We start from the raw sequence: 22,479 nt of genomic DNA, 5'->3' as shown, positions 1-22,479 counted from the left end.
TCAACCAAACTGCGGAAGTCAAAATGATTGAGCCTATTTCTATAGCCGAACGCCTGATGTATTCGACCGTCCGAATAACTGCTCAAAACGGAGCAGCGGTAAGTCGTGGCACCGGCTTTTTCTATAACTTCCCACTGAAGGAACAAGGCCAAGTCGTTCCGACGATCATAACGAATAAGCACGTTGTGCAAGGCTCTAATTCACAGAACTTTCTCTTGCATCTCCACGATCCGAACAAGGGCGAGAAAGCTCCATCTGGAACATTTAACGTCAATGTGGAGGCGAGCTTAGGAAGCGGTTGGACCGAGCACCCAGATCCGAACGTTGATCTATGTGCTTTGCCGATTGCTCAAATTCAGAACAAAGTACCTGCCCCTCACCAGCCTTTCTATGTGCCGCTCGATGGTGTCACAAGCGACGAAGACCTAAAGAAGCTAGATGCAGTCGAAGGGGTTCTCATGGTCGGGTATCCCAATGGACTGTGGGATCACGTCAATAATCTCCCCCTAATACGCAGAGGGATTACTGCATCTCATCCCGGAGTAGATTATCAGATTGAAGGCCAGAGCGGGCCGGGTGTGACCGTTATTGATATGGCGTGCTTCCCCGGCTCCTCAGGCTCGCCAGTTTTCATCTACAATCAAGGAACCATTCCGGAAAAAAGCGGAAACGTGGCCCTTGGCACCCGTGCGGTTTTTCTGGGTGTCTTGTTTTCCGGTCCGGTTTGGCAGCAGGACGGAAATATTACCGTGAAGAATATTCCGACCAAGAGTGTACCCGTCGCCGAGATAAACACGATGATCAATTTGGGATACGTGATCAAACCCAGAGAGATCGTGGTATTGGGCAAGCACTTATATGCCAAAAACGGACTGATCTATCCTGAATAGGTCCCCACCCGTGTGCAACCTGTACAGCATCACCACAAACCAAGCCGCCATCGCTGCCCTGTTTCGTGTCGTCAACCGCTATGTTGGTAACCTCGCTCCTATGCCGGGCGTTTTTCCGGACTACCCTGCGCCGGTGATCCGCAACACCGACACCGGCACCGAGATGACCTTGATGCGGTGGGGCATGCCGCCGCCACCGCGCACAGGCGGGCCGCCCGTCACCAACATCCGCAATACGTCATCGCCGCATTGGCGCGGCTGGCTGAAGCCGGAGAGCCGCTGCTTGGTTCCCGCCAACAGCTTTGCCGAATATGCGCCGGAGCCGAACCCGGAGACGAAGAAAAAGGACGTGGTGTGGTTCGCACTGAATGAGCAGCGTCCGCCGTTCGCCTTCGCTGGCATCTGGACGACGTTCAACGGTGATCGCGGCACGAAGTCGAAGCCGGTGCCAGGGCCGCATCAGGTGTACGGGTTCCTGACGACATCGCCGAATGCGGTGGTTGAGCCGATCCATCCGAAGGCGATGCCGGTGATCCTGACCACCGACGAAGAGCGGGATGTGTGGATGCGGGCGCCGTGGGATGAGGCCAAGGTGTTGCAGCGGCCATTGCCGAATGACGCGCTCTGGATCGTCATGCGTGGGGCGGATAAAGAGGACCGTGCCGCGACTAAGTCTCGTCGGCGATTTCATTTTCTCTTGCTTGCCGAAGCCTTTTTGGTGGCGTCGATTACGACGATTTCGGAGGCTCGCTCACCATTTTTGATGCGCTCGTCTCGAATGCGCCTAATCTCGACCAGCTTATTGCCGATGTCACCGTAGTCGATAACGACAAACACGGCGAAGTCAGTTTGCGAGGCAGCCCTATAGAATTCTAACTGCTTCTCGTACCCGTGAACGACCGTGCCGCCTGATCGTTTCATCTCGACCAATACACGTGCCGCGTAGCCACTCGAAAATTTGAAATCAATAGGACCACCTCCCATGTTAGCCTCGGGCGAAATATCCAGATCGTTGGCTTTGCAAAATGCGTCAGCGATTGCATAGTAGATGAGTTGGGAAGCACGCTCCTTCTTTGGCTTGTTTCCCGCCCAAAGCTCCTCCCACAAATTGCCCGTTTCGACGTGCCGCTTGAATTGGGAAATCGTATCTTGGACGACGCGCATAATCTCACTCGCGCCAAGCTTTAGATCGTATTTGGCTGCCTGCTTGAGACCCAGAAATCCGTTAGCGATAATGTCCTTAAGCCGATAGTAGCCGAGGGCGTCCAAGTTCGGATCATAGTTGCTGACATTCTCTTTCACAGCCGCCAAGAAGAAATCGAAATCCGCTGGCGACCCCAAGGCCGCGCTGCGGAGGGCTTGCTTCCGCTCAACCACCGTAGGCGTGATAATTCCCGCGAGAAATTTGTTTACCCGGTCACGTATGCGCGCGTTTTCCATCGCTGCGCTCTCAATACCGGACCAATCGTTGGCAATGGGTAGGTCGCGCACAATATCCTCAGGAACGAGGACGATCGGCACCGAGCGACCCTTCGGGTCAACGAACCTCGGCAGCATGTGGTTTGTACCGCCGATATCTGACGAAAACAGCGGCACCCCGTTCGTCTTGCAGAAATCCTCCGTGATCGCCACCAGATCCTCGATGATAGCTGTCGTTGTCATATCGCTGATGGTATCGGGACCGACATCTTCCTCAAAAAATCCCATTAGTGAAATCATCTCTGGATCACTTGCTCCCAGAGTGATGATCTCCTTGCTTGTGCGGAGGATGGCTTCGCGAATGTCCTCGGGGCGAGAGCTTCCGGATCGGCTGCTCCCGCCATAGCCCAGCCCATTCTCCGGCGGCTCACTTAAGTCGATCTGGCGGCGCGCCGCTTTCCAAGCTGCATCATCCTCTGCCTTCGAGATGTTCAGCATGCGAACCATGATCTCAAAGTGCTTGCGAAACCGGGCAATGGCCGTCGTGCTGATTGTCTTGTTCCTCGACTTCTCCAGCAACACCGGGTCTATAAAGAGCGGCACGTCAACATCCAGAAAGGGATCGATCAGCCCCGCAGCCGACAAAGCTTGTGACGGTATGCCAAAATATGCTGAAAACAGGGTTGGGTTCTGAACACGAGCCATGGCTAAATGTAGCTCGCGTACAAATTGCGCCCTAACGCTCATACAAGAATAGGTGTGGATAAAGCCGGAGCCTGCCATGATCTTTCGCTCCGGCTTTATCGAACCCCTGATCGGGGACATGCGTCCGAGGGTGAGCCCCCCGCACCGAGGGCACCCGTAAATTTCCCAAGTGTCGGCAACCAGGCTCACTGGTAGCAAGGGACGGCAGGTTGAGTGCCGTATCATGAAAACACCGAAGCCAAAACAATGGGCCGACCGCGAGGTCCAGCAGTTATCCAAGCTCGCACGGGCAGGCGCTGGCGTATCGAAGATTGCAGCCGAACTAGGCCGTCACGCAGGATCAGTGAGGCGAATGGCGCGAACTTTGGGACTGCTGTTGAAAAAGTAGTCCCCAAGTGATCTTGAGCGCAGCGCGGCTGACCTACAGCCCAAAGCCCGGCCGCAGCGAGCTGGCCTGCAATTCGCGCGGGGCTAGAACTTAGATCGTCTGCAGCAATATGACCCCCACGACGGTCACAAAGAAACCGATTGCCGTCACTGCGGCGAAGCACCGCTCTACGCTATCCATGAAACGCAACCCCGCCAAAAAAAGTCCAGCTTTTTCGTGATTTACCGCTATTCCAACCGCTGCCTCGCACGTACGCCGCGAGGAAAATTGAGACCTGCTTCCCCCAGAACAGCACACTCTGCAAAGAGTAGCCGTAACCCTCAAGCGGACTCTGGCGCCAAAAGCGCTCATGCCGCCATACTGTGGGCCGATTGCGTAGTGTCCGCATCATCTCCGATTGCTGGGAGCGGGAAGGCAGATGTGCACGACTGATCGCGCAGCGCATCGTTGGCCAAATGCTCCCAAAACTCAGCTTCGGCGAGCAGTTTCCAGCTTCTATCGGGATGATGCGCGGCAGTCTGACGGCACAGCGATGCCATCGCGCGCAGGCGACTGACGGTATCCACTCTACTCCTCCCATTATTTTTTGTTTTTTCCACCCTATTTTCTATTTTTGCGTTGGAGTCATTATGATTATGACCCAGAACCAATTTTAATTGCCAAAGCGCGATTGGGCTTTCGTTGTGGCTTCAAATCGCGCTTCAATCGCAGTAGGCGCCATCCGGCGCTTCCTATTCGCCCGCAATGATCGAGCTACCAGAGGGTTGTCGAGGCATTGCCGCCTCTGCGGTGCAAAGGTCCAACGCTGCTGCCGGTAATTCTACGGAAATTGCATACTTATCCCGTTTCGCATCTACTCAAGATTGTTTTTATGACCATCCGTTTTTCAGGCGGGGCCGCCCATGAGCGTCAAAGTCATGATAGCGACGATCCTCCAAAACCAACTGGCGTTGCGCGGCGTGCATTCACTGGCGCCATCTGACTACGATGAGATCGTAGAGCAGTTGGTGGAACAGCTCAGCGAGCTGGAGCTTAGCTTGGCTGCACGCGAATTGGCTGGCAAGTCAGAGCCGGAGTGACTAAGCGCGGCCGACGCAAGCTCGGCTCCGCGTCCGGTCTGCCTCCAATAGCCGACATTGCACGGACCTCACGCTTGTTCGGCTAAAGACAGCGTCGCTTGGGTGGTATTGAAAAGGTGTACGCACATCGTGCGACCGGTGACGTCCTCGACATTTCGGCGCTTGCGACGAACATATTTGAAAAGCGCAGTGGCAAGTGGTTGCTGGTGCACCATCACGCCAGCCGCATGCCTTAGCCGCTGAACGCGCTGGTTGGATGGGCGATAGTCAAGGCCACAAGTACAAGCCAGCGTGGCGCCTCGACATCGTTCGTAGGTGGGTCAGCAGGCTGCCGTGATGTCCGCTGTCGCTGGTAAGCCGGACGCTGAGCTGCACTTGGCTCGACCGCCGCCTTTGACCCAAACTTCCCGGCAAGCGCGTGAGTATCAGACTGAACCGCTCTTCGGCTCTGCGCCAAAACCATATCAACCTGTGAGTAGGCACGTCGCCTGATCTGTCGTATAACTCTGAGCCGAGAGGCCGTCGCATGGTGCAAGATCGCCCAGCCCAGATCGAACGCAGGTTGGCGGCAATATTGGCCGCTGATGTGGCGGGCTATTCTCGGCTGATGCACGACGACGAAGAGGCGACGCACGCACGTCTGACCTCACTACTGACGGATGTTATTCATCCCGCTATCGCGGAGCACGGCGGCCGCATCGTGAAGAACACCGGCGACGGGTTTTTGGCTGAGTTTCCGAGCGCAGTCAAAGCGGTCCGAGCTGCTATTCAGTTCCAGACCGGCACTAAGGAGCGTACGGCCGTTGATGTCGAAGACAGACGCATCGCCTTCCGCGTGGGCATCAATATTGGGGATGTGATAGTCGAGCCTCATGACATCTTCGGCGACGGCGTCAACATCGCCGCTCGGCTTGAGAGCATTGCAGAGCCGGACGGTATCTGCATCTCGTCTTCTGTTTACGATCAAGTGCAAGGCAAGGTCGGAACGGCGTTCGGTGACCTGGGCGAGCAGCATCTCAAGAACATCACGCGCCCGGTCCGCGTCTATACGGTTGCTACGAGTGGCTCATTCGAAGCGGTGACATCATCTGACAGCGCAAGGACTTCGACTTCGTCGCCTCGTCTTTCCATCGTTGTGCTGCCATTCGCTAACCTCAGCGGGGATCCCGCGCAGGACTACTTTGTTGACGGAGTGACCGAGAGTTTGACTACAGACTTGTCGCGCATCAGCGGCTCATTCGTTATTGGCCGACACACGGCATTCACTTACAAGGGTAAAGCGGTCGATCTCAAGCGGGTCGGTCGTGAGTTAAACGTGAACTACGTGATTGAGGGTTCGGTGCAGCGAGGTGGAAATCGACTTCGCGTCAACGTTCGGCTTGTAGACGCGGAAATCGGCTCGCATCTTTGGACGGATCGTTTCGACAAACCTGTCGCCGATCTATTCGAAATGCAGGATGAAGTCACCGCACGAATTGCATATGCGCTCGACGCCCAGCTTGTCGAAGCCGAGGCGCGGCGCGCCGAACGTTCTCCGCATCCCGATGCTCTAGATTTGTGTTTCCAAGGTCGTCATTTTTTAAACCAAGGACCTACCACCAATTACCTATCACATTCTCGCCGCTTTTTCGAACGGGCGTTAGCGCTCGATCCGGAGAATATCGAAGCATTAGTTGGCATTGCCATGATACAATTTATAACCGTGACAAATTTCATGCTCGATGACCGCGGCGCGCGCCTCGCTGAGGCGGAAGCGACGCTTATCAAGGTCTTATCGATGGCGCCGCGCCACGCCCGGGCTCATGGTGTTTTGGCTGCTTTGCGAGCGTTCACTAATCGCGCAGCGCAGGCAATCGGAGAATTCGAGCAAGCGCTGGAGCTCGACCGCAATTTGGCCGACGCCCACGCGTTGCTTGGATTTGCGAAGGTCTTCATTGGTCGAGGCGCGGAAAGCGAAGCTCATATCCGGCATGCGCTCCGGCTTTCCCCACGCGACATCAGTGCTTTTCGGTGGATGCACTTGCTTGGCGTTGTGAAGATGATCCTTGGTGCCGACATCGAAGCGGTCGAGTGGTTGCGCCGGTCTCTGGAGGCCAATCGAAATTTCCCAATTGCGCATTTCCAGTTTGCTGCCGCACTTGCCCTCTCCGGATCGCTAGACGAAGCGCGAGCCGCTGCGCAGGCCGGGTTTGCATTTGATCCAGACTTTACGATACGCCGGACGAAAGGGCTCTTCCTAAGTATTGACCCGACCTTTCGTGCCGGTAGCAAGCGCATCGGCGATGGAATGCTGATGGCTGGGGTACCCGAAGAGTGACGTCGCGTTGGCCCAGAAGCGGCTGATGAATTCCAAAATAAATGGCCCCGACGCTCGCACGTCGGGGCCTTCAAGACCATTAGGCTCGGGCACGTCCGCCGGCCTTGCGATCCTTGATCTCCCCGATTACCGCATCCGATCTGGTTCAGAATGTGGCACGGGCTGCCGCATCAAGCGGTTCACATTCCGCGCGAAAGCGCGCAGCTGTCAATTCGGCGTTCCGCCAGTCGGCGCGGCGCTTGCGCTCGGCCGCCAACTGGAGACCCGCGACGGTAGTTGCGATCACGTCGTCAATCTCAGCGCCCGTTAACGTCCGGCGAATTTTCAGTACGGTGCTAAGGGCCATGATGATGGGACCATGGGGGTACAGCAGATCGTGTGCCCGTTGCTCACAGAATGCCAGAAAGAGCTCGACCGCCTCGGCCGACTTGCAGATCAATGTCGCCAGCCCTACCGCTTGCTCAACGTCACCAACGGACAGCACCGGCTCGCCCGGCAGAAGCATGCGCTCAGCGACAGACGCTCCTGCCAATTCGACGCAACGGTCGAGCACATGCAAATAGATATCCGCCGCATCACCGCGAGGCTCGCCATCCTGCGGCATCAATTCGCCCAGTTTGGCGCACAGCTCCGGCACATCATGGTTATCGTCATCGTTGCCGAAGGCAACGCTGTGACGCGGACCCCAAACCAGACCGCCGAACTTCCCGTTCGGGTCGGGATTGATCGTAGCTCCGCCGAGCGGGTTGCCGAGGAGGCGCGCGGCTACGGCGTGACCGGCTTCATGAACTGCAATCCGCTCGTCCTCGTCCTCGGTGCGGCCAAGCTCGGCGAGCAGGTCCTCGTATTCATCAGGCTCGTTCTCGAAGCCTGCGTTTTCATCGTTCATGCTGAAACTCCTGCGGCCAGCTCACCGGACGGGATGAGCTGGCCACCTTCCACCGAGGCCACAGACGCCGCGCTAGGGAAGATCGCGGCGCCACCTCCGGACCATCGGAAACTGCTTTTCACGAGCGTGGAACGTCGATCAGGATCGTGCGCGGTTCCGCCGCGGGGAGCGGAGTGAAGTTGGCTGCGCGCAGCACCGGGTCGGTGTGCGGCACGTTCTCGGGCTCCTCGACGGCGTCGAGATCGATAGCGTCGGGCGCACGCGGATTGAAGTCACCGCCGCGCGTGCCGCGGAGCCGAGCGCGCTTCGGATCGGTCAGCGGGACCGCAACACCCATGCGCAGGGCACGCTGTGCAGTCGTCAAGGGCATGATCGCATCTTCCCATTGACCAGCGAACCGCTTGCGGCCGTCGCGGTCGCGGTAGTGACTGCTTTTGAGCATAAACACGGTCATCGTGGGCGGAGCCGGTTCAAGCACCGGGACGGAAGTGGAGACCGGCTTGGCTGCCGGGATAGGCGAAACGCCCTCGCGGATCGCGTCCACCATGCCGCGCAGCTCAACGAGCGCGAAACCGGCAGCGACTTCGACCTGCGTCGCGCAGTTGCCGATAAAGCGCGCGATTGCGCCGCTCTCGTAGTGAAAGTGAAGTTTCTCCAGGGTGTCGGCAAAGCGCTGACCAGCTGCCAGATAGTCCGGCAGTGCCCGCTCAACCGCATCGAGATCACGCGCCAAGTTCTCGCTCGCGGCCTTGCGTTCGACGAACGCGCGCTCGCTCGCGAGCTTCTGTTCGGCGTCAGCGATCATCGTCTGGACCTCCGCGAGTGCATCGGAGTAGCCGTCGCGCGCGACTGCGCAGGTGGCGACCGCGGCCTCCAACTTGGCGCGTGCCTTGTCGTCTGCGTTGAGATCGGCTTCGAGGTGGTGGCGTTGCAACTTTGACTTGGCGACATCGAATGCCGCTTCGGCAGCGGAATGGCCGCTAATCAACGCCGCGGCGCGCGTGCGCAACGCCGCAATTTTCGTTTCAAGGGTTTCCGTCATGGTCTGTCGCGTGAATAAGCTCATGCTGACACACTAGGTGATTTGCCGGGGCTCGTGTGCGGCGCACGCCACATTCGGTGCGGCCTCCTCCACGTCTTCGCGCTATTTTTCGCTGCGCGTCTTGTGCTCGTTCGCACCGAAAACGAGCATTGACGGCGAGCTGGTCGAGGCCGCCGCCGTCGAGGCGGAGTGGTCCGGGATTTTACGGATAGCCCGTGCAGGCATGCTGGCGGTGCCGTCGCGGATCGCGGCGCGGTTGCCGCACCTGTCGCAGAGTGATGTCGCTGAGATCAACGCGGAGGTTCGCGCGGCATTGGCTGAGATTGGAGACCCGGATATCCGTTGATGAGGCAGCCGCACCGCACTCAGACGTTGTCCCCTAGACACCGTTCGGGCTTCATGACAAGCTGGTGTGATATTGGAAGGCTGTTTCCGAATTGTCGGGCTGCGGGAGGTATACTCAGATGTCCGCTCGATTTGTTACTCAGTGGGCTTTCGCTATTTTCGTCACCGTTGGTGTGAGCACAGCTCTAGCTCAAGACAGAGCCCCAGCAATTCTTGTTGGAGAAGAACCGCGCGATCCTGTTCACTTGAGGCCCGGCTTCCAACAGGAGATAACGGTTCCGAACGGCGCAACGATTGGCAGCATACAAGTCGGCAACCCGAAGGTGGCTGAGGCTAGAGCGATCAGCGACCGGCGGTTTGTGATCACCGCTGTACCGCCCGGTGACGAGAACGGCAGTAGTGCGGCACCGGTTCCAGCCATGAGGGCAACGAACATTCTGGTACTAGACACTGACAGGAAAGTGGTTGCAAACTTTGAGGTGGTGGTAGGCGACTTCCAGAACACGCATCTCGTGGAAATTCACAAGCGCATTGGCGGTAATAAAACTGCCGGAGGCGGTGAGACTGAGCAGTACGCGGGCGTTGACAAATACCAATGCTCGCCCATCAAGTGCGATCTTGTTTCCCGAGATAAGGCTCAGTTACCCGCTCAGGTTGTTCAACAGAATGTTCGACAGGAGAACTTCAACATCAATAACAATCGCGGGTCGCCCAACCAATGAGGCTTGCTCGCACGACTTTACTGATATTAGCGCTATCTATTTCACCCCCGGCGATGGCTGGTCAGCCCAAGGCATATTTGGCAAGGCCGCCTTGTGAGGACCTTGAAAATGGATTGCGCCCCCCGCGCGCAGATGAGTACTGTGATTATGTCAAGAGAATTCCCCTCTGTGATGGAGACACAGCGGAGCGGTTGTTTCGTCAACCCCGTCATCCGGCCTACCTTATGCCAAAAGGGGGAAACCGTGGGGGAGATATGCCCACGAGATTGAGATGCTGGAAGGATGATTTTGGCGACGGCTAGATATTTTCCCAACTTGCGACTTCGTCGGGCATGGCCTGACCAACTTCAATCAAGATGACTGCCATTCAACTGCTTCGCCGCCGCGCCCTGCGCTCCCTCATTCCGCCGCCGCGCGTCAATCTCTCGGAGTGGATCGAAACCAACATCCGCCTGCCGGAAGGCGTGAGCGCCTTGCCCGGAGCGATCCGGCTGTACGCGTATCAGCGCGAGATCGCCGACGCGATCAGCGATCCGGAGGCCGTCAGGGATCACGATGTGCCATGGGGCAAGCTCCGGGGCGGCGCGTTTGGCCGTTCCAGGCGCGCTGGAAACTCGGCCGCGCGGTGCGGCTAGGCCGGCACGCACCCCAGCAATGTGGCGGACTGCTGTGCGCGAAAGTTCTCCAGGCGAGTTTCGGCGGCACGACGCGCGGTCTCGCCACGACGCAGCTCAAGCTGGCGCATCAGCTCCGGCATATCCACCAGCCACAGCCCGCCCACGTTATGACCGAGCGGCCCGTCGTCGTGCTCGGCAGCGACGCACCACCGCCGGATGGTTTCCGGGTCAGCGCCCGCTATCTCCGCAGCCCTAGACAACGGCAACACCTCGCAATCCCGAAATTGAGCAATCCAATTGCGTTGATTGGGGCGCTGGCGCAGCTCAGCAGCAATCTGTTCAAGCAAGGCGGCGTGTTGGATGTCGGCAGTCATTGGTCGTATCCCGGACGAAACAAAGGCATGCCGTCGATCTGCACGCCACGACCCCAGATCGCGGCCAGAAGCTCCCGGAGGGCGCGGACGGGTGTTGTCCGGTCGCATTCCAGTAGATCAGCCGCCCCGATGAACAGGAATTTCATGCATTTGCATCCTTTGTTGTTGTAACCCCCTTGAAAATTGCTGGCCCTAGCTACCCCCCGAGCGCAGGCGCGACCCGCATGGCGCCGGGGCGGCAGAAGGACCCGGCGCTCGGGGCATTCATTGCTTCTCCATGAAGTAAGCGAGCCCTCCTGACGGCGCTGACGGCGCTGACGCATTTTTCGGATTAGCCTCCACACGCGCGCGCGTAAGCGTTGAACCGAAAAATGCGTCAGCGCCGTCAGCCGCGTCAGCCGCCCATTTCCTCATGCGTAGTCCCCGCCGAACGCCGGCTTCGGGCGCAAGCTGATCCCGAAAAATTCCCGCACCTTCTCGCCGCGGTAGAACTTGAACCCGGCGGCCGTCAGGTTGTCCTTGAAGGTCGAGCTGGTGCCGGGCTTGTGTCCCGCCGCCTTGGCGTAGTCAGACCACGACTTGAAGAGGATGCTGCTGGCCGCCGACCTGTCCATGTTACCCGGCTCGCAGATGCATTCCTCCTGCATCCAATGATGGAACAGGTCCTGATCGCTGAAATATTCAGCGGTGGCATCGATCACGCACTTCGGGCGGATCAGCCCGTTCTGCTGCCAGTCCAGACAGCCCTCGATCATCCACCGGAGGATGCCAGGGGCCTCCTGCATGAGCTTCTGCTCAAGCTCACGATCCGGCTTGGCGGGCTTCAGGATGAACGGCACGATGTTGAAGCGGCGCTTGGCCGCCTCATCAACATTGCGCAGGACAGGCTTGTGATTTCCGATCACGATCAGCTTGAACGTCGGCACGTAGGTGAAGAAGTCACGCCGCATGAAGCGTGCGGTGACTGGATCACCGCCGGTCAACGCCTTGATACGCGCCTCAGCCCATGCGTGACCCTCCTCGGTCTCGCTCGCTGTGACAAGTCGCGATCCGGCCAGCATGGCGAGATCGGTCGGGTGCTTGTCGCTGACCGAGGCGGTGAACGTCTCCATGGCGGATGTGACCGAGTAGTCCTTCAAGATCGTGGTGATCGTATTGAGATAAACAGACTTTCCGTTGCCGCCGGGACCATACACAAAGACCAGCGCGTGCTCGCGCGTGATGCCAGTCAGGCAATATCCGCACCACTGCTGGAGAAAACGGATCAGTTCGCCGTCGTTCCCGGTCGTCTCGACGAGAAAGCGAAGCCAGCGCGGGCAGCCGCTGGAGTCCGGCGTCACCGCCGTGACCTTGGTGATGGCATCATCGGGCATGGCCGGGCGCAACACCCCGGTGCGCAGATCAACCGTGCCGCCCGGTGTGCCGAGAAGCCACGGGTCGCGATCCCAAAAATCCTGGGTAACCGCGATGTTGGGATCGCACTTTGCAAACCGTTCGACGCCGCCGGTGAAACCCGTGGCGCTGATCTTGTAGCGCTTGCGCGCATCCTGTTCCTCAGCAAGCTGCCGTGCGAGTTCACGCGCCCAGTGAAAAGCGAGGTTGGTGTTGTTGATCTCCCAATGAAAGCCATTCCAGCGGAGCCACTTGCCGCGAGAATGGCAGTAGCGCAGCTTGTCGCCATGCAGTTCGACGAACTGCTGGGCAGCGCTGTCTTCGGTGACGGTGTCGTTGGGCGTCAGGCGACGCACGACGTAGGGGGCATTCATGCGCGCGCCTTCCAGCAATCGTTGAAGTCGTTGCCGACCGTGGGTTCGACGAGGTTGACTGCGCGGCCACGCTGGAGATAGGTGCGAGCGCAACTTTTCACGTCACGACGGCTGGTCGCATCGTTCTCCTGCAAAATGGTCAACTCGCGCAGATGCGGCAGCACCGGGAAGCGCCGCACGGCGCCGCTCGATCCCAATGCCCAGGCGGGCGCGAAGCCGGCGTCACGCGCGGCCAGCACGGTTTCGACACCTTCGCCGATTGTCAGCGTTGTTGACGGCTCTGCATCGAGCTTGATGGCTGCACCCTTGGCGATCCCGAGCATTTTCCGCTCGATCTTTTCGCCGGTCTGTCCGTTCAAGAAAGTGCGATGAATGCCACAGGGGTCATTGCTGGCGATGTCGCGGAGCAGACAGACCATGCCGGGATAGCGGGTGCCGGGATCGAAATAGAGCCCGGCATGGAACCGGATGACCGAACCGACGACAGTGTCGGGCAAAGTCAGCCCCCGGTATTCGCGCAGATAGTGCTCGACAATGGTCCCGCGCGGATCGCGCGCCTCAGACCAGACTTTCAGAGCCAGCTTCTTCTTGCGCTCGTGATCGTCGGACGGCACCGCAGCGCGCGACCGCGGGTTCTCGTCGCGCCAATCGTCAGCGAGGCCGAGCATGCCGCACACGTAGTCCCGGCATTCCTTCCAGCCATCACCAGCATGACTGAACACCACGAAGCCGCCGGGCGCGCTCGACTTGAGCGTGATCGACAGCGAGCGGTCCAGCTTGCTGTGACCGGGGCCAGGCACATTACATTTGTCGCGCCCGGTGACGTCGCCACCCAAGGCGTGGGCGATATGACGGATGTCAACTTTCACGTCTATTCCTTGCCAAAGGCGCCGCCCTCGGCGGGCGGCGCGTGCGTTTGTGTGCTACTTCGTTCCGTTCATGCTGTTGGCGGCCTCGGCAGCACGGAGCTGCCGCTTCAGAACAGCCATGGCATTGCGGCCTGCATTCCGGTCGCTCGGCGACCTCGCTAACGTCGTGCGGATGGCCGAACCGCGGTAGTTCGCGGTGAGCTTGATGTGTTTGCCGCCGGGGCGATGCGAGATGTCGGTGGCGCCTTCCGCCTTCAGGAGAGCGACGGCGCCGCGAAGAATTTCGTTTCCGCGCGTCATACGGCGCTACCGAAGCAGGTTGTGATTGACTTGAAGGGGCTGGTGGGCATAGATGTGGCTTCCTTTTCCGAGGATTTACCTGGCTTGATTGGTTGCTGGGTTCAGATGAGAGCGGCCCGCGGCAACGGGCCGTTTTTCAATTTGGGCTAAGCAATTGCGGGCATTGCTGACGCCTGCTCGCGCGCACGCCGCCAAGCGGCGGCGGCCTCACGCGAGACCAACACGCGCGTGCCGACGTTGAATGTCATCGGCATCAGGCCCAGCGGTTTCAGCTTGTAGAACAACTGCGGGCTAATGCGATGACGCGCGCAGAATTCGTCAACGCTGTAAGCGTCGGCGGCAGTCTCAGTCTTATAGATGGGCTTGTGGCCGGTTACTTCAGGGCGCGCCATTCCTTGTCCTCCATGCTTGAGAAGCGATATGGAGAACAATGAATGGGCGTGGGCTTCCAAGCGAGCACGCAAACACGCATGCGTGTTTGCGTATTGTCAGTCGCGGCGGTTTCGGCGGCCGAGCGCGCGTGCGATGCTGTCAGTTGAGGGCACGTTTGAGCCTTTTTTCACCAAGGGTCGCAAACGGTTTTGAATTGCTTGGAGCGTCGTTCTGTCTGGCGGATAGCCATCGGGCGGAAATGCTTTCGGTAGCAATTCTTTGACGACCTTGACTTGCCTGCCGTCCTTTCTGCGCTGTTGGGGTTTCGTTGTGATGTCGTCGTGAGCGCGCATCCACGCCTCTGCGGTACTGGTCAGGTCTCCGTGCGACGCCAAACGCGCAGCATCTATCGTTGCAACCTTCTTCGACATAAGGCCGATCCACCAAAATTCGGGGGCCCCGCGCATGTTAGGGCTTCGGCGATGGTAAATTCATTAGCAGAGCGGAGTCCAGACACACCAAAACTAGAGCGGAACAGTTCCTACCTATGGCAGTTGTATTTCGCCCCTGTAGGTGGTTTGAAAACACTTCGTGAGTTGGTAAGCAGCGCGCGTCATGACGCCAATCTGATAGGCGGATCGAGCACTACCGAGCCAGACCACGCTCCAAAATCGATCAGCGTTGCTCGCGTCAGCGCCTCGCTCGGATCGCCGATAATGTAGCGGCTGTAGTTCTTCTCGATCATCTGGACGCTCGTGTCATGGTGCGCCGCGACTACACGGGTCGGCACGCCCTTGAGCAACTGCCGGACAATCGATGAATGCCTCAAGGCATAGGGCGTCGTCTCGGAACCAAGCCCGAAACGTTCGACTACCGGACGGAACATCGTCGCCAAGTTCCAGATCTTGTCGAACAGCGGCGCGTGCGCCGCCCGGCCACTGGCCTGTTGCCGCAGCGCCTTCGCCAATCGCGTCGAGATCGGCAACGGGCGATATTCGATCTTCCGGTTCTTGCCCTTTCGGCTAGTCGGCATCATCAAGCGCGGTGCGGTCAGATGATCCTGCAAATCGGCCGGCGTCAGCCTGAAGACTTGGCTCTCGCGCGCGCCGGTCTCTGCCAACACGTCGATCAGCAGGCCGAAGTCGGCGTCCTCATCATATGATCCGCTGACCAACGCCGCGACCGTTTGATCGGGCAGGATCACGTTGCGAGCGACCTCACTGTCGGGCAACTTCTTGAGACCGTTCTTCCATGCAGGTGCGTTGCTGATGCGCTTGTCGTTGCGCGCGGCAAGCGCCAGCGCGGCCTTCAACGCGCGACCGATGCGGTCGGCCGAGGAAGGTTTCAGACCAGCCTTGACCAGACCGGCGCGCCAATCGCGCAACTCGCGTTCGGTGAGTAGCGCGACCGCCTTGCCCTTCAAGGCGCCCGTCAGGTGCAGGCGGAGTTGGGTCGCGTTATACTTGCGGCCGCCGCGTGTTTCGAGATCGGCTTCATAAGCGTCCACGGCTTCGGCAACGCTGATCGGCTGCTCGGTGTTGGTCTCGCCCGCGCGTGCCAACGTCTTGGCTCGCTCCAGCGCCTGCCAGTAGGTCATGACGCTTTCGCCGTTGGCGTCCTCGTGGTCGTCAGCAAGACCGAACCGCTTGAGCCAACCATTGCACTTCACCGACCACGTGCCGGGACCAGCGTTGCGGCGATAGCAGAGGTGAATGCCCGGCGCGACCAACACGCCGTGCGGCTTCTTTCTGATCGCGAGCTTCAGGCGTGCACTACGATTTTCCAGAAATGCAGAACGTGTCCGGCGGGCCATGGTGTCCCTCAAAATGTCCCCACGATGGGGGCGGAGGAGTATGGCGCGCAGTGTACTGCGATGGAGATAAAATCAGCAACTACAATCACTTAGTGGAGTTGCGTGGAGCTATATAGAGCTGTATGGAGTGCACATTCTCCCCTTGTGGGAGAAGGTGGCGCGAAGCGCCGGATGAGGGGTTGCTTCCGCGAATTCACAAGCATGAGGTCACGCGCGGAGAGAACCCCTCACCCGTCTCGCCGCTACGCGGCGAGCCACCCTCTCCCACAAGGGGCGAGGGGAAGCACGTCTCACAGCCGCGCGACCGCCTTCTCGGCGCATTTCAGGAAAGTGTGGATCAGCGGAGTCTGGGAGTCGCGCCGCCAGCAGACCGCGATGTCGATGGAATCGCTTGCATCGCGCAACGGCCGGAACACGACCCCGCGCGGCGCCCCGAGCTGGGCACAGGCCGGCAGGATGGCGAGGCCTTCACCGGCGAGAACCAGGCTCATCGCCGAATGCACCGTCTGCACCCGGCTCGCAATCGGCATCACGATCTGATGCCGCCGCAGCAGGGCTGCGACCGCGGAGGAGGAGGGGTCCCGCTCCGGCGGCGGCAGCGCGATCAGCGGACGGCCCTGTAGTCGTATCATCGGCACCGCGCTCAGGCGCGCAAGCGGCGAACGGTTTGGTACCGCCAGCATGAACGGCTGCGCGCCGATCCGGGCCACCTGGATCTCGGGATGGTTGATGGCTGGCATGCAGAGCGCGACGGTGACGCTGCGGTCGAGCAGCCGCGCCTCGCGGGTCGAAGCACTGAGCTCGGCGAAATCGAGATCGATGCCGGGAATGGATCGCCGGAGCTCGGGGATGAGACGCGGCAGCATCGCGTTCGCCAGCACGAACATGTAGCCGACGGACAGCCGACCACGGCTGCCGGCCGCGACCGCGCGCGCGGCCTCGATGCCGTCAGCCGCCAGCGCCAGCGCCTCGCCGGCGCGCGCTAGCAGCGCCTGGCCCGCTTCGGTCAAATCCATGCCGCGCGTGCCGCGGCGGAACAGCGGCGCGCCGACCTCGGCCTCCAGCTTGCGGATCTGGACCGAGAGCGGCGGCGGCGCCATCCGCAGCCGCTCGGCGGCCTTGCCGACGCTGCGCGCCTCGGCGACGGCGACGAAATAGCGGAGCCGGCGAAGATCCATTGGCATACCGAAAACGTATGGGTTGGTGTTCAAAATCGTATTGGCGGCGAGTTAACAAAACTGTCATCCTGGCTGTCAATGCTATCGGCCACCGGCGGCCGGGTTCGGAGCGAAGTGACGATGAACGGTGATCCCTGCCTGCTGTCCGCAACCGTGCTGCGCGGCCTCATCGCGACAAAGCAGATCTCGCCCGTCGAGCTCACCCGCGCGGTGCTCGCCCGCGCCGAAGCGCTCCAGCCCGAGCTGAACTGCTTCATCACGATCTGCGGCGACGAGGCGCTTGCCGCCGCGCGCGAGGCAGAGCGCAAGCTGATGGCCGGCGGGCCGCTCGGCCTGCTGCACGGCATCCCCGTCACCGTCAAGGACATTGTCAACACCAAGGGCGTGAAGACCAGTTTCGGCGCCATTCCCTACAGGGACAATGTTCCGGACGAGGATGCCGTCGCGGTTGCGCGGCTTCGCGCGGAAGGCGCCATCCTGATCGGCAAGACCACGACGCCCGAATTCGGCAGCAAATGCCTGACCGACTCGCCGCTGTTCGGCCGCACCCGCAATGCGTGGAGCGCCGAGCGTTCCTCCGGCGGCTCCAGCGGCGGCGCGGCGGTGGCGGTGGCGAGCGGCATCGCGCCGCTGGCGATCGCGACCGATGGCGGCGGCTCGACGCGAATTCCCGCCGCCTGCAACGGCGTTGTCGGGCTGAAGCAGAGCAACGGCGTCATCCCGCATAGCCAGGCGCTGGACGTGTTCGGCAACCAGACCTATGTCACGCCGATGACTCGGACCGTCGCCGACACCGCGCTGATGATGCAGGCGATGGCCGGCGAGGATTCTTGCGATCCCTGGTCGATCGGCGTTCCCGTGCCCGACTTCGTCGGCACGGCCGCGCCGCGCGGCGATCTGCGTGGGCAGAAGATCCTGTACTGCCTTTCGCCGCCCGGACGCCCCGTCTCTGCCGATGTCGAGGCCGGCTTCAAGGTGAGCCTCGATCGGTTGGCAGGGCTCGGCGCCGAGCTCGAGGAATTCTCCGGCGAGGGGTTCGACATCGAGCCGATCTGGCGCGCCATCAATCACACGGTCTGGCGGACGCGCTTTGCAAAGCTCGCGGCCGAGCATGGGGACGCGCTGAGCGAGGCCTTCCTCGAGCAGCTTGCGCTTGCCACCGACGTCAGCGGCGTCGCCTATCAAGAGGCGATGTTCGCCCGCACGGCGCTGTTCCGCCGGGTGCAATCCCTGCTTGCGCGCGGGCATTTGCTGGCGATGCCGACCATCACCCGCACCGCCCTGCCGATCGATCAGGATCTGTTCGGCACCATCGAGATCGACGGCAGGCAGTTTGACAGCGTCCGGCCGCACTGGTTTCCTTGGACCATGCCGTTCAACATGACCGGGCACCCCGCGATCAGTCTGCCCTGCGGCTTTGGCCGCGACGGCCTGCCGATCGGCTTGCAACTCGTGGGCCGCTTCCGCAGCGATGCCGACTTGCTGCGCGCGAGCGCGTTGTTCGAAGCCTCGCATGACCTCCTGTCCCGCTGGCCGGCTTGAGGAGAGGGACATGCAAAGGACTTGTTCGCAAAGCACTTGCCTCCGGTGCTCGGACATGTTGATCGTGCTGCGGATGAGCCCTGAATCCGAGCGCGCATGAGCGTATTTGTCCTCCGACGTGTGCTGACCTTGCTGGCGACGCTGGTCGGCGCGTCCGTGATCATTTTCCTGGTGCTGGATGCTCTTCCGGGCAACGCCGCGCAGATGCTGATGGGCGCCGACGCCTCGCCAGATGCGGTCCGCGCGCTCACCGTCAAGCTCGGGCTCGACCAGCCGCTGGCGCTTCGCTATCTGCAATGGATCAAGGGGCTGCTCGTCGGCGATCTCGGCAACTCCTATGTCTACGGCACGCCGGTCGCAAGCCTGATCGCGGAACGGCTGGTGCTGACCATTCCGCTCGCGATGATGTCCATGCTGATCACGGTGACGCTGGCGCTGTCGGCCGGCATCTACACCGCCGCCAACCACAACAAGCTCGGCGACGTCGGCGTGATGTCACTGACGCAGGTTGGCATCGCGCTGCCGAATTTCTGGTTCGCGATCCTGCTGGTGCTGTTGTTTTCGGTGCGGCTGCAATGGCTGTCCGCGGGCGGCTTTCCCGGTTGGGAGGACGGCATCTGGATCGGGATCAAGTCGCTGCTGCTGCCGGCGGTATCGCTCGCGGTGGTGCAGGCCGCGATCCTCGCACGCGTCACGCGCTCGGCGGTGCTGGAAGTGCTGCGCGAGGATTTCGTCCGCACGGCGCGCGCAAAAGGGCTCGGCAAGCGCGAGGTGCTGTGGAAGCACGTGCTGCGCAATGCCATGATTCCCGTGATGACGGTGATGGGCCTGCAATTCGCCAATCTGCTCGCCGGCACCATCGTGATCGAGAACGTGTTCTATCTGCCGGGCCTCGGCCGCCTGATCTTCCAATCGATCGCCAACCGCGACCTCATCGTGGTGCGCAACTGCGTGATGCTGCTCGCGACCATGGTCGTCATCGTCAATTTCGTGGTCGACGTGCTCTATGCCTTCGTCGATCCCCGCATCAAGGTCCACGATCTGTGAGCGCGCCGCTGACCACCCTCGTCGATGCGCCGGCCACAGCGCGCCCTCTGCCGGCCCGGACCTTCTGGCGCCGCGCGCTGCGTCATCGCAGCTTCGTGCTCGGCGGCGCGCTGAGCCTGCTGGTTCTCGCCTCGGCGCTGCTGTCGCTGCTGTGGACGCCTTGGTCGCCCTATGAGATCGACATCGCCGCAAAGCTCCGGCCGCCCTCGGCCGCGCACTGGCTCGGCACTGACGTCTTCGGCCGCGACATCGTCTCGCTGCTGCTGGCCGGCGCCCGCTCCACCATCATGGTCGGCATCATCGCGGTCAGCATCGGCCTCACCTTCGGCGTCTGTCTCGGTCTGATCGCGTCGGCCAGGCGGGGCTGGACCGAAGAGATCATCATGCGCTTCTCCGATTTCACCTTCGCCTTTCCGGCCGTGCTCTCCGCGATCATGCTCGCCGCGGTCGCGGGGCCGGGCATGGTGACCTCGATCGTCGCCATCGGCATCTTCCAGATCCCGACGCTGATCCGGCTGACGCGCGGCTCGGCCAACGCGATCTGGGCGCGCGAATTCGTGCTGGCCGCGCGCGCGGCAGGCAAGGGCAAGTTTCGCATCACCATCGAGCACGTGCTGCCCAACATCCTGTCGATCCTGATCGTGCAAGCGACGATCCAGTTTGCGCTCGCGATTCTTGCCGAAGCCGCCTTGTCCTATCTCGGTCTCGGCACGCAGCCGCCGCAGCCGTCTTGGGGACGGATGCTGAACGACGCGCAGACGCTGCTGTTCCAGTCGCCGATGCTCGCGGTCTATCCGGGCGCTGCGATTGCAATCGCGGTGCTCGGCCTCAATCTGCTCGGCGACGGACTGCGCGATCTGCTCGACCCTCGATTGGCGCGGGAGCGATGAGGATGGGTGAGCGCTCGACCATGCCGCTGATCGAGGTTGCGAACCTGGGCGTGCGCCTCAACACCAGCCGCGGGCCGGCCCAGGCTGTGCGCGGCGTCAGCTTTGCCCTGAAGCGCGGCGAGACGCTCGGGCTCGTCGGCGAATCCGGCTGCGGCAAGTCGGTGACGGCGTTGTCGCTGATGGGGCTGCTGCCGGACAGCGCCGTCGTCACCGGCAGCATCAAGCTGGATGGTGGCGAACTCGCTGGTTTGTCGGACGCGGATTATTGTCGGCTGCGCGGCAATCGCATCAGCATGATCTTCCAGGAGCCGATGACCGCGCTCAACCCGATGCACACGATCGGCCACCAGGTCGCCGAGCCGCTGCGGCGTCACAAGAAATACTCGGCATCGCAGGCGCGGCGAGAAACGATCGCCTTGCTCGACCGCGTCGGGCTGCCCGATCCGGCGAGGCGCGTCGATGCCTATCCGCACCAGTTCTCCGGCGGCCAGCGTCAACGCGTCACGATTGCGATGGCGCTCGCCTGCGAGCCGGACCTTCTGATCGCGGACGAGCCGACCACGGCGCTCGACGTCACCATTCAGGGCCAGATCCTCGACCTGATCGCCGATCTGGTCGAGGAGCGCGGCATGTCGATGATCCTGATCTCGCACGATCTCGGCGTCATCGCCGAGAACGTGCAACGCATGATGGTGATGTACGGCGGCACGATCATCGAGAGCGGACCGACCGACGAGGTGTTCCGCCGGATGGGACATCCGTACACGCAGGGCCTGTTCCGCGCCCGGCCGAAACTCGGCGCACGCAAGGGGACGCGGCTGACGACGATATCGGGCACGGTCCCGGAGCTCGCTGATCTGCCGTCCGGTTGCACCTTCGCCGATCGGTGTCCGCTCGTGATCGAGCAGTGCCGGGCCGCGCTTCCACCGATGGTGGACGTCGGACCCGGCCATTTCGTGCGCTGCATCCGGACCGACGTGTCCATGGCTGAACGCGTCGGAGCGCTGACCGCATGAGCACGGCGCCTCTTCTCGACGTCAAGGATATCGAGCAGCGCTACACGCTGCCGCGCGAAAGCGTGTTCCGCCCGCCGGGGCAGGTGCGCGCGCTCAACGGTGTCAGCGTGCGGGTCGACGCCGGCAAGAGCCTCGGCATCGTCGGCGAATCTGGCTCCGGCAAGTCGACCTTCGCGCGGGTGGTGATGGCGCTGGAGCGGCCGACATCGGGGCAGGTCGCGCTGCTCGGCCGCGACCTCAACCGCATCTCCGCCGACGAATTGCGCCGCGCCCGCCGCGATTTCCAGATGGTGTTCCAGGATCCCTACGGATCGCTCGACCCACGCCAGACCATCGCGCGTATCGTCGCCGAACCGCTCACCGTGTTGGAGGGGATTGACCGCACGACGCTTCGTGCCCGCGTCTCCGCGGTGCTGCGGCAGGTGGGCCTACGCGATGCCGATACGGAGAAATATCCGCACGAATTCTCCGGCGGCCAGCGCCAGCGCATCGCCATCGCGCGCGCGCTGATCACCCAGCCGAAGTTGATCGTCGCCGACGAGCCGGTCTCCGCGCTCGACGTCTCCGTGCAGGCGCAAGTCTTGAACCTGATGCAGGACCTCCAGGAGCAGTTCGGTCTCAGTTACGTCCTGATCAGCCACGATCTCGCCGTCGTCGACTATCTCTGCGACGAGGTCGCGGTGATGTATCTCGGCCGTATCGTCGAGCAGGGGCGGCCGGAGGATTTGTTCGAGCGCTGCGCCCATCCCTATACACGGGCCCTGCTGGATGCCGTGCCGCGGGTGCGGGCCGGCGGCGGCCCGCGCCCGCCCGGGGGCCCCGCCCGACCCCCGCAAAAGGCGGGGGGCCCCCCGGGGGGCCATTTGGAGCGCTGTGCGCGGGGCCCCGACCCATGGGGG

Annotated in this window: 25 protein-coding genes and 1 pseudogene; 13 read left to right on the top strand and 13 right to left on the bottom strand. The window is 61.4% G+C overall.

Annotation, left to right across the window (positions count from 1 at the left end):
• Window positions 1–23 precede the first annotated feature (23 nt).
• Both AC0L30_RS04875 and AC0L30_RS04870 read left to right on the top strand, forming a co-directional pair.
• Window positions 24–890: a S1 family peptidase gene (locus tag AC0L30_RS04875; protein ID WP_473403905.1), complete on the top strand. Its 867-nt coding sequence runs from the start codon at window positions 24–26 to the stop codon at window positions 888–890.
• Between the two features lie 10 nt (window positions 891–900).
• Window positions 901–1,557: pseudogene (locus AC0L30_RS04870) on the top strand (SOS response-associated peptidase); the annotation flags it as partial.
• A 20-nt stretch (window positions 1,558–1,577) separates the two neighbouring features.
• Here the strand turns inward: AC0L30_RS04870 and AC0L30_RS04865 are convergent.
• Both AC0L30_RS04865 and AC0L30_RS04860 read right to left on the bottom strand, forming a co-directional pair.
• Window positions 1,578–3,092, bottom strand: a complete 1,515-nt coding sequence (locus AC0L30_RS04865) for a hypothetical protein (protein ID WP_473403904.1) — start codon at window positions 3,090–3,092, stop codon at window positions 1,578–1,580.
• A gap of 657 nt (window positions 3,093–3,749) precedes the next feature.
• On the bottom strand, window positions 3,750–3,968 hold the full coding sequence (locus AC0L30_RS04860; RefSeq protein WP_377829522.1) for a hypothetical protein: 219 nt from the start codon (window positions 3,966–3,968) through the stop codon (window positions 3,750–3,752).
• A 336-nt stretch (window positions 3,969–4,304) separates the two neighbouring features.
• Here AC0L30_RS04860 and AC0L30_RS04855 point away from each other — a divergent pair, with 336 nt between their 5' ends.
• From AC0L30_RS04855 to AC0L30_RS04845, 3 genes are all read left to right on the top strand, one after another.
• Window positions 4,305–4,481 (top strand): hypothetical protein, encoded by a 177-nt coding sequence (locus AC0L30_RS04855; RefSeq protein ID WP_473403903.1) that lies wholly within the window; start codon window positions 4,305–4,307, stop codon window positions 4,479–4,481.
• 116 nt (window positions 4,482–4,597) lie between these two features.
• The gene (locus tag AC0L30_RS04850; protein ID WP_473403921.1) at window positions 4,598–4,717 is read left to right on the top strand and encodes a nuclear transport factor 2 family protein; all 120 of its coding nucleotides are present in this window, start codon (window positions 4,598–4,600) and stop codon (window positions 4,715–4,717) included.
• 290 nt (window positions 4,718–5,007) lie between these two features.
• Window positions 5,008–6,798, top strand: a complete 1,791-nt coding sequence (locus AC0L30_RS04845; RefSeq protein WP_473403902.1) for an adenylate/guanylate cyclase domain-containing protein — start codon at window positions 5,008–5,010, stop codon at window positions 6,796–6,798.
• Window positions 6,799–6,943: 145 nt separating this feature from the next.
• On the opposite strand, the gene AC0L30_RS04840 is transcribed toward AC0L30_RS04845, so the two are convergent.
• The gene (locus AC0L30_RS04840; RefSeq protein WP_473403901.1) at window positions 6,944–7,687 is read right to left on the bottom strand and encodes a hypothetical protein; all 744 of its coding nucleotides are present in this window, start codon (window positions 7,685–7,687) and stop codon (window positions 6,944–6,946) included.
• A 118-nt stretch (window positions 7,688–7,805) separates the two neighbouring features.
• Window positions 7,806–8,729, bottom strand: a complete 924-nt coding sequence (locus AC0L30_RS04835) for a hypothetical protein (RefSeq protein ID WP_473403900.1) — start codon at window positions 8,727–8,729, stop codon at window positions 7,806–7,808.
• A gap of 121 nt (window positions 8,730–8,850) precedes the next feature.
• Between AC0L30_RS04835 and AC0L30_RS04830 the strand changes: the two genes are divergently transcribed.
• From AC0L30_RS04830 to AC0L30_RS04820, 3 genes are all read left to right on the top strand, one after another.
• Complete coding sequence (locus AC0L30_RS04830) at window positions 8,851–9,075, top strand: hypothetical protein (protein ID WP_473403899.1); 225 nt, start codon at window positions 8,851–8,853, stop codon at window positions 9,073–9,075.
• A gap of 118 nt (window positions 9,076–9,193) precedes the next feature.
• On the top strand, window positions 9,194–9,796 hold the full coding sequence (locus AC0L30_RS04825; RefSeq protein WP_473403898.1) for a pilus assembly protein N-terminal domain-containing protein: 603 nt from the start codon (window positions 9,194–9,196) through the stop codon (window positions 9,794–9,796).
• 356 nt (window positions 9,797–10,152) lie between these two features.
• Window positions 10,153–10,431, top strand: coding sequence for a hypothetical protein (locus AC0L30_RS04820; RefSeq protein WP_473403897.1), 279 nt, complete (start codon window positions 10,153–10,155; stop codon window positions 10,429–10,431).
• Here AC0L30_RS04820 and AC0L30_RS04815 read toward each other — a convergent pair.
• From AC0L30_RS04815 to AC0L30_RS04775, 9 genes are all read right to left on the bottom strand, one after another.
• Window positions 10,428–10,787: a hypothetical protein gene (locus tag AC0L30_RS04815; RefSeq protein WP_473403896.1), complete on the bottom strand. Its 360-nt coding sequence runs from the start codon at window positions 10,785–10,787 to the stop codon at window positions 10,428–10,430. The two genes, AC0L30_RS04820 and AC0L30_RS04815, sit on opposite strands and share 4 nt — an antisense overlap.
• Window positions 10,784–10,933 carry a hypothetical protein gene (locus AC0L30_RS04810; RefSeq protein ID WP_473403895.1) on the bottom strand — a complete coding sequence of 50 codons (150 nt, stop codon included), beginning with the start codon at window positions 10,931–10,933 and terminating at the stop codon, window positions 10,784–10,786. Before AC0L30_RS04810 ends, AC0L30_RS04815 begins: the two co-directional genes overlap by 4 nt.
• A 264-nt stretch (window positions 10,934–11,197) precedes the next feature.
• Window positions 11,198–12,553: a phage/plasmid primase, P4 family gene (locus tag AC0L30_RS04805; RefSeq protein ID WP_473403894.1), complete on the bottom strand. Its 1,356-nt coding sequence runs from the start codon at window positions 12,551–12,553 to the stop codon at window positions 11,198–11,200.
• Window positions 12,550–13,422, bottom strand: coding sequence for a DUF7146 domain-containing protein (locus AC0L30_RS04800; RefSeq protein ID WP_473403893.1), 873 nt, complete (start codon window positions 13,420–13,422; stop codon window positions 12,550–12,552). The genes AC0L30_RS04805 and AC0L30_RS04800 overlap by 4 nt, the downstream gene beginning before the upstream one ends.
• Before the next feature lie 54 nt (window positions 13,423–13,476).
• Entirely contained in the window at window positions 13,477–13,722 is a 246-nt protein-coding gene (locus AC0L30_RS04795) for a hypothetical protein (protein ID WP_473403892.1), read from the bottom strand.
• 146 nt (window positions 13,723–13,868) lie between these two features.
• On the bottom strand, window positions 13,869–14,114 hold the full coding sequence (locus AC0L30_RS04790; RefSeq protein WP_473403891.1) for a hypothetical protein: 246 nt from the start codon (window positions 14,112–14,114) through the stop codon (window positions 13,869–13,871).
• A 96-nt stretch (window positions 14,115–14,210) separates the two neighbouring features.
• Window positions 14,211–14,525: a hypothetical protein gene (locus AC0L30_RS04785; protein WP_473403890.1), complete on the bottom strand. Its 315-nt coding sequence runs from the start codon at window positions 14,523–14,525 to the stop codon at window positions 14,211–14,213.
• Between the two features lie 182 nt (window positions 14,526–14,707).
• Entirely contained in the window at window positions 14,708–15,907 is a 1,200-nt protein-coding gene (locus AC0L30_RS04780; RefSeq protein ID WP_473403889.1) for a site-specific integrase, read from the bottom strand.
• Between the two features lie 290 nt (window positions 15,908–16,197).
• The gene (locus AC0L30_RS04775; RefSeq protein ID WP_473365725.1) at window positions 16,198–17,085 is read right to left on the bottom strand and encodes a LysR family transcriptional regulator; all 888 of its coding nucleotides are present in this window, start codon (window positions 17,083–17,085) and stop codon (window positions 16,198–16,200) included.
• A 120-nt stretch (window positions 17,086–17,205) separates the two neighbouring features.
• Here AC0L30_RS04775 and AC0L30_RS04770 point away from each other — a divergent pair, with 120 nt between their 5' ends.
• The 5 genes from AC0L30_RS04770 to AC0L30_RS04750 all read left to right on the top strand — a co-directional run.
• Window positions 17,206–18,627, top strand: coding sequence for an amidase (locus tag AC0L30_RS04770; RefSeq protein WP_473253407.1), 1,422 nt, complete (start codon window positions 17,206–17,208; stop codon window positions 18,625–18,627).
• A 96-nt stretch (window positions 18,628–18,723) separates the two neighbouring features.
• Window positions 18,724–19,674 carry an ABC transporter permease gene (locus AC0L30_RS04765; protein WP_007593201.1) on the top strand — a complete coding sequence of 317 codons (951 nt, stop codon included), beginning with the start codon at window positions 18,724–18,726 and terminating at the stop codon, window positions 19,672–19,674.
• Window positions 19,671–20,564, top strand: coding sequence for an ABC transporter permease (locus AC0L30_RS04760; RefSeq protein WP_007593200.1), 894 nt, complete (start codon window positions 19,671–19,673; stop codon window positions 20,562–20,564). Before AC0L30_RS04765 ends, AC0L30_RS04760 begins: the two co-directional genes overlap by 4 nt.
• 2 nt (window positions 20,565–20,566) lie before the next feature.
• A complete protein-coding gene (locus tag AC0L30_RS04755) occupies window positions 20,567–21,580 on the top strand; it encodes an ABC transporter ATP-binding protein (RefSeq protein ID WP_007593199.1) in 1,014 nt (337 codons plus the stop codon).
• On the top strand, window positions 21,577–22,479 hold a 903-nt coding region (locus AC0L30_RS04750; RefSeq protein ID WP_473403888.1), incomplete at its 3' end, for an ATP-binding cassette domain-containing protein. The genes AC0L30_RS04755 and AC0L30_RS04750, both read left to right, overlap by 4 nt.

The sequence above is a fragment of the Bradyrhizobium sp. MI1.11 genome (assembly GCF_055811255.1).
This window is presented reverse-complemented; position numbering and strand designations above follow the sequence as displayed.

Bases quoted from the DNA above. Each gene is read 5' to 3' on its own strand.
- AC0L30_RS04875 (WP_473403905.1), top strand. From the start codon at position 24: ATGATTGAGCCTATTTCTATAGCCGAACGCCTGATGTATTCGACCGTC.
- AC0L30_RS04865 (WP_473403904.1), bottom strand. From the start codon at position 3,092: ATGGCAGGCTCCGGCTTTATCCACACCTATTCTTGTATGAGCGTTAGG.
- AC0L30_RS04855 (WP_473403903.1), top strand. From the start codon at position 4,305: ATGAGCGTCAAAGTCATGATAGCGACGATCCTCCAAAACCAACTGGCG.
- AC0L30_RS04845 (WP_473403902.1), top strand. From the start codon at position 5,008: ATGGTGCAAGATCGCCCAGCCCAGATCGAACGCAGGTTGGCGGCAATA.
- AC0L30_RS04840 (WP_473403901.1), bottom strand. From the start codon at position 7,687: ATGAACGATGAAAACGCAGGCTTCGAGAACGAGCCTGATGAATACGAG.
- AC0L30_RS04835 (WP_473403900.1), bottom strand. From the start codon at position 8,729: ATGACGGAAACCCTTGAAACGAAAATTGCGGCGTTGCGCACGCGCGCC.
- AC0L30_RS04825 (WP_473403898.1), top strand. From the start codon at position 9,194: ATGTCCGCTCGATTTGTTACTCAGTGGGCTTTCGCTATTTTCGTCACC.
- AC0L30_RS04820 (WP_473403897.1), top strand. From the start codon at position 10,153: ATGACTGCCATTCAACTGCTTCGCCGCCGCGCCCTGCGCTCCCTCATT.
- AC0L30_RS04815 (WP_473403896.1), bottom strand. From the start codon at position 10,787: ATGACTGCCGACATCCAACACGCCGCCTTGCTTGAACAGATTGCTGCT.
- AC0L30_RS04810 (WP_473403895.1), bottom strand. From the start codon at position 10,933: ATGAAATTCCTGTTCATCGGGGCGGCTGATCTACTGGAATGCGACCGG.
- AC0L30_RS04805 (WP_473403894.1), bottom strand. From the start codon at position 12,553: ATGAATGCCCCCTACGTCGTGCGTCGCCTGACGCCCAACGACACCGTC.
- AC0L30_RS04795 (WP_473403892.1), bottom strand. From the start codon at position 13,722: ATGACGCGCGGAAACGAAATTCTTCGCGGCGCCGTCGCTCTCCTGAAG.
- AC0L30_RS04790 (WP_473403891.1), bottom strand. From the start codon at position 14,114: ATGGCGCGCCCTGAAGTAACCGGCCACAAGCCCATCTATAAGACTGAG.
- AC0L30_RS04785 (WP_473403890.1), bottom strand. From the start codon at position 14,525: ATGTCGAAGAAGGTTGCAACGATAGATGCTGCGCGTTTGGCGTCGCAC.
- AC0L30_RS04780 (WP_473403889.1), bottom strand. From the start codon at position 15,907: ATGGCCCGCCGGACACGTTCTGCATTTCTGGAAAATCGTAGTGCACGC.
- AC0L30_RS04775 (WP_473365725.1), bottom strand. From the start codon at position 17,085: ATGGATCTTCGCCGGCTCCGCTATTTCGTCGCCGTCGCCGAGGCGCGC.
- AC0L30_RS04770 (WP_473253407.1), top strand. From the start codon at position 17,206: ATGAACGGTGATCCCTGCCTGCTGTCCGCAACCGTGCTGCGCGGCCTC.
- AC0L30_RS04765 (WP_007593201.1), top strand. From the start codon at position 18,724: ATGAGCGTATTTGTCCTCCGACGTGTGCTGACCTTGCTGGCGACGCTG.
- AC0L30_RS04755 (WP_007593199.1), top strand. From the start codon at position 20,567: ATGGGTGAGCGCTCGACCATGCCGCTGATCGAGGTTGCGAACCTGGGC.